At 64.0% G+C, this 4,620-nt stretch carries 2 protein-coding genes and 1 pseudogene; 1 reads left to right on the top strand and 2 read right to left on the bottom strand.

The genetic code is table 11. The features are described from left to right. Nucleotides 1-345 (top strand): annotated as a pseudogene (locus A5707_RS07680) (hypothetical protein); the annotation flags it as partial. A 4-nt stretch (nucleotides 346-349) separates the two neighbouring features. Here the strand turns inward: A5707_RS07680 and A5707_RS07675 are convergent. After that, nucleotides 350-3,445 (bottom strand): FAD-binding and (Fe-S)-binding domain-containing protein, encoded by a 3,096-nt coding sequence (locus tag A5707_RS07675; protein WP_065013910.1) that lies wholly within the window; start codon nucleotides 3,443-3,445, stop codon nucleotides 350-352. Continuing rightward, a partial coding sequence (locus tag A5707_RS07670) for a thiamine pyrophosphate-dependent enzyme (protein ID WP_065013909.1) occupies nucleotides 3,442-4,620 on the bottom strand: 1,179 nt, incomplete at its 5' end. The genes A5707_RS07670 and A5707_RS07675, both read right to left, overlap by 4 nt.

Here is a 4,620-nt window from a genome sequence, read left to right as displayed (position 1 = left end):
GGGCTCTACCACGCCAAACGGCTGGCCTCACCCGGTCAGCGAATTGTGCTGCACGCCAAAGACCGCGGCTGCACGTTTCCCCACTGCGATGTGCCCGGCTACCTCACCGAAGTCCACCACGTCACCGACTACGCCCAATGCCACGACACCCACATCGACGATCTGACCCTGGCCTGCGGACCCCACCACAAACTCGTCACCACCGGTGGCTGGACCACCCGCAAACTCAAAAACGGCGACACCCAATGGATCCCACCCTCACACCTCGACCACGGCCAACCCCGAACCAACACCTACCACCACCCCGAAAAACTCCTCCGCGAGGAAGACGACGACGTGCCCTAGCGGCTCAACGCTTTCGGAGCGCGGACGCCAGCGCCCAGGACACACCAGCCCCCGCCACCGCCAGTGCGGCCAGTGGACCAGCTACTCGGGCAGCTCGAACCCGTGACGACGGTTCCGGCCGCGACGGCCGACCGCCGACCATTACCTGCGCCAGATGCAGCGGGTTCGCTGCACCCGCATCGCTGATCTGGGTCTGGCAGGAGAATCCGTCGGCCACCACGAGGGCGTCGGGGTTATCGCGAATCTTCGGCAGCAGTGCTTGCTCGCCGCAGTCCATCGAAAGTTGGTACTTGCCTTGCTCGAAACCCCACGAACCCGCTAATCCGCAGCAGCCGCCGGATACCGGTTCCACATCGAAACCCATCTTTTCCAGGACCTGCTGATCCGCATCGACCCCGCCGGTCGCCCGTTGGTGGCAGTGCCCCCACAGCAGCGCCCGTGCCTCGGGCACCTTCGGAAGGTCGACGTCGAACTTCGTGAAGAACTCGGCGAAGTGATAGCTGTTGCGTACCAGGCGGTCTGCATCGTCATCATGCGGCAACAGCTTCGGCAGCTCGTCCTTGAACACGGCAAGACAGCTCGGCTCCATCCCCACGATCGGTGTGCCGGCCCGGATGTCGTCGCGCAATTGCGACAGCACATCGTGCAAATAGCGCTGGGCCACATCCAGAAAACCGTAGTCGTACAGCGGTCGGCCACAACAGATGTGCTTGGTCGGCATCACCACCTGCCAGCCGGCCGCCTCGATCGCCTCCACGCAGGCCACCCCGACATCGGTGTGCAGCCGGTTGTTGAAGGTGTCCGGAAACACGATGACCCGCGGGCCGCCGTCGTTGACCACCGGACGCCCCGAAAACCACTGTTGCAATGTCATCGGCGCAAACGTCGGCAAGGGCCGCTTGCGGTCGATTCCGCCCACCGCCTTGGCGATTCGCGACAGCACCGGTGTCTGGGTGGCGAAGTTCGCCAGCTCGGGTATCGCACTGGCCAACCGCGCGGCCTGGTCGATGAACCCGAACGCATAGGCGTAGCGCGGCCGCCACCGGCGGGCCGACTTGAAATGGTGATACAAGAATTCTGCCTTGTAGGTCGGAATGTCGACCTCGACCGGGCAGTCGCTGGTGCAACCCTTACAGGCCAGGCACAGGTCCAACGCATCGGCGACCTCCGTGGACTGCCAGCCATCGGTGATCACTTCACCCCGCAGCATCTCGAACAGCAGCCGGGCCCGGCCCCGAGTGGAGTGCTTCTCCTCCTTGGTCACCTGATAGCTCGGGCACATCGTGCTCTGCGCCTCGGGCACCCGGCATTTGCCGACACCGACGCAGCGCAACGCCGCGTGGGAAAAGTCGCCGTCATCTTCTTGGTAGGCGAACTTCACCTTCGGCCGCGGCGGGTTGTAGTCGGTGCCCAGCTTCAGGTTCTCGTCGAAGCGATACGGGTCGATGACCTTGCCCGGGTTCATCTTCCACTCGGGATCCCAGATCAGCTTGAACTTGCGCATCGCGTCGAGCAGCCTCGGACCGTACTGCTTGCCGAGCAGTTCGGCGCGCTGCTGCCCATCGCCGTGCTCGCCGGACATCGAGCCGCCGTAGCGCGCCACCAAATCACCGGCCGCCTCCATGAAGTGCCGGTAGTTGGCCAGGCCGTCGCGATGGCGCAAATCGAAGTTGATCCGGGAATGGATGCAGCCTTCGCCCAGATGGCCATACATGGCGCCACGCAGGCTGTGGTCGGCGTAGAGCTGCTGCAAATCCCGCACATAGTCGCCGACTCGCGCCGGCGGCACGGCCGAATCTTCCCAACCCGGCCAATGATCCCCGCTGTCCGCCGGAAATGCCGTCGACCCCAATCCGGACTCGCGAATCGACCACAGCTCGTCACTGTTCCCGCCGTCCTGCTTGCTGCGGGCCAGCACCATCCGGTCGTCGTCGTAGTCCTTCTTCTTTTTCAACCACTGCACGAATTCCTCGGCCCGGCGCAGCGATTCGCCGGGCTCGTCGGATCCGAACTGCATGAACAGCCAGGCACCACTGGATTTCGGCTTGGGGAGCGCCGCGCGGCCGGCAGCATTGCTGCCGGTCAGGTCCTGGTCGTGGACGAGCATGTGGTCGACGGCCTCCAGCCCGATCGGCTTCCAGGCCATCAGGTCCGGTACCGCGTCGCCGGCTTCGCCGAGGGTGTCGTACTGGATCACCACCAGGGTGCGGTGAATCATGGCCGGCGTCAGCATCACCGTCGCCGTCAACGCCACCGCGCAGGTGCTCTCGGTGCCCACCAACGCCCGAGCGAGATTGAAACCCTTCTCCGGAAGCAACTCGTCGAGGTTGTATCCAGACACCCGGCGCGGCAGCTCGTCCACCGATGGATATCCCTTGCGGATGTCGTCGGCGTATTCGTCGCGCAAATCCCGCAGGGCGGCATAAATCTCACCTTTGCGCCCGCCGGCCGCGATAATGGCGTCCAGATCCTTCTCCTCGTTGACGCCGACCGAGAACCGCGCGCCGTCATAGGTGACGATGTCCAGGGAATGCGTGTTGTCGGACGTGCGCGGCCCCGGTCCGTAGAGATGCGACTGGATCGAGTGCACACCGCAGGAGTTGTTACCGATGTTGCCACCCAACGTGCACCGCGAGTGCGACGACGGGTCCGGCCCGAACACCAGCCCGTACTCGCCGGTGGCCTTGTTGAGCTGCTCGTTGATCACGCCGGTTTGCACGGTCGCCACCCGGCGTTCGGCGTCGATGTCGATGATCTCGGTGAGGTACTTCGAAAAGTCGATGACCACGGCCACATTCACGGTCTCACCGGACAGACTGGTCCCACCGCCCCGGCACAGCACCGGGGCACCGTAGGTGTGACAGGCCCGCACGGTCTGGACGACGTCCTCGATCGTCTTGGGCACAACCACGCCGATGGGCACCTGGCGAAAGTTCGACGCATCGTTGGCATACATCGCCTTGGTGGCCGTGTCGAACCGCACCTCACCGCTGACGTGCCGGCGCAGCTGGTTCTCCAGCCCTGCGACGTTGACTTTGTCGACCGACGCCATCCCGGCGACGAAGCGGGTATCGGGCCGGGATGGGACGGTCTGCGTCATTCGTCGTCACCTTTGACGGTCTGCTTGATCGACTCGGTGAACTCATGCATCTTCTGTTTGGCGCCCTTTTTGCCGATGCTGACCCGGTCGGGGTCTTTCATCACCGCTTTGGCGGTCTTCTTGGCCATCATCTTCTTGATGTGTGGCGGGACAGGCGGGATGTCCTTGTCGACGACGACTTCCAAAACCACCGGACCGTTGGCGGCCAATCCCCGGTCCCACGCCTCGCCGATCTTCGCCGGGTCGTCGCAGCGAATTCCGGTCAGACCGAGCAGATTGGCAAAATCTGCGTAGGGGACATCCGGGATATATTGCGAGCCTTCGAACTTGGGCTCTCCACCCATTGCCCGCTGTTCCCACGTGACTTGGTTGAGGTCTTCGTTGTTGAACACACAGAAGATCAGCGGCCCATTCGATAGCCGGTCCTTGTAGCGCTTGACCGTGATCATTTCGGCCATTCCGTTCATCTGGAACACGCCGTCACCGACCAGCGCGATTACCGGCCGGTCCGGATAGGCGAGCTTGGCGCTGATCGCGTACGGCGTGCCGGGCCCCATGGTGGCCAGATTTCCGGCCAGCGAGGCCGCCATCCCGGGCCGCATCCTCAGGTGCCGGGCCCACCAGTTGGCGACCGAGCCGGCATCGGTGGTCAGAATTGCGTTGTCGGGCAGCCGCTTCGACAGCTCATGCGCCACCAGCTCCGGGTTGAGCGGGTCGGCTTTGTCGTGCGCGCGCTTGTCGAGCACCGCCCACCATTCCTTGACTTCCTTCTCGATCTTTTCCTGCCACGACCGGTCGTCTTTACGCTTGAGCAGTGGAATGAGCTCTCGCAGCGTCTCTTTGGAGCCTCCGACCAGGTTGGCCTCCATCGGATAGCGGGTACCGATCATGCGTCCGTCGATGTTGATCTCGACGCCGCGGCATTGGCCTTCCTTCGGCAGCCATTCGGTGTAGGGGAAGCTGGTGCCGATGTAGAACAAGGTGTCGGCGCCGGACATCATCGCCTCGCTGGCGGTGGACCCGAGCAACCCGATGGGACCGGTGACATAGGGCAGATCGTCGGGCAGCACGGCGCGACCCAGCGAAGACTTGGCGACCCCGGCGCCGAGCAACTCCGCGGTCTGCACCACTTCGTCGGCAGCCTCGGCCGCCCCTTGGCCGACAACGATGGCCAC

The sequence above is a fragment of the Mycobacterium kyorinense genome (genome assembly GCF_001672775.1).
Taxonomy (GTDB): Bacteria; Actinomycetota; Actinomycetes; order Mycobacteriales; family Mycobacteriaceae; genus Mycobacterium; species Mycobacterium kyorinense_A.
This window is presented reverse-complemented; position numbering and strand designations above follow the sequence as displayed.

What these genes read in the sequence shown, in the direction of transcription:
- A5707_RS07675 (WP_065013910.1), bottom strand. Translation starts at nt 3,445, where the DNA reads ATGACGCAGACCGTCCCATCCCGGCCCGATACCCGCTTCGTCGCCGGG.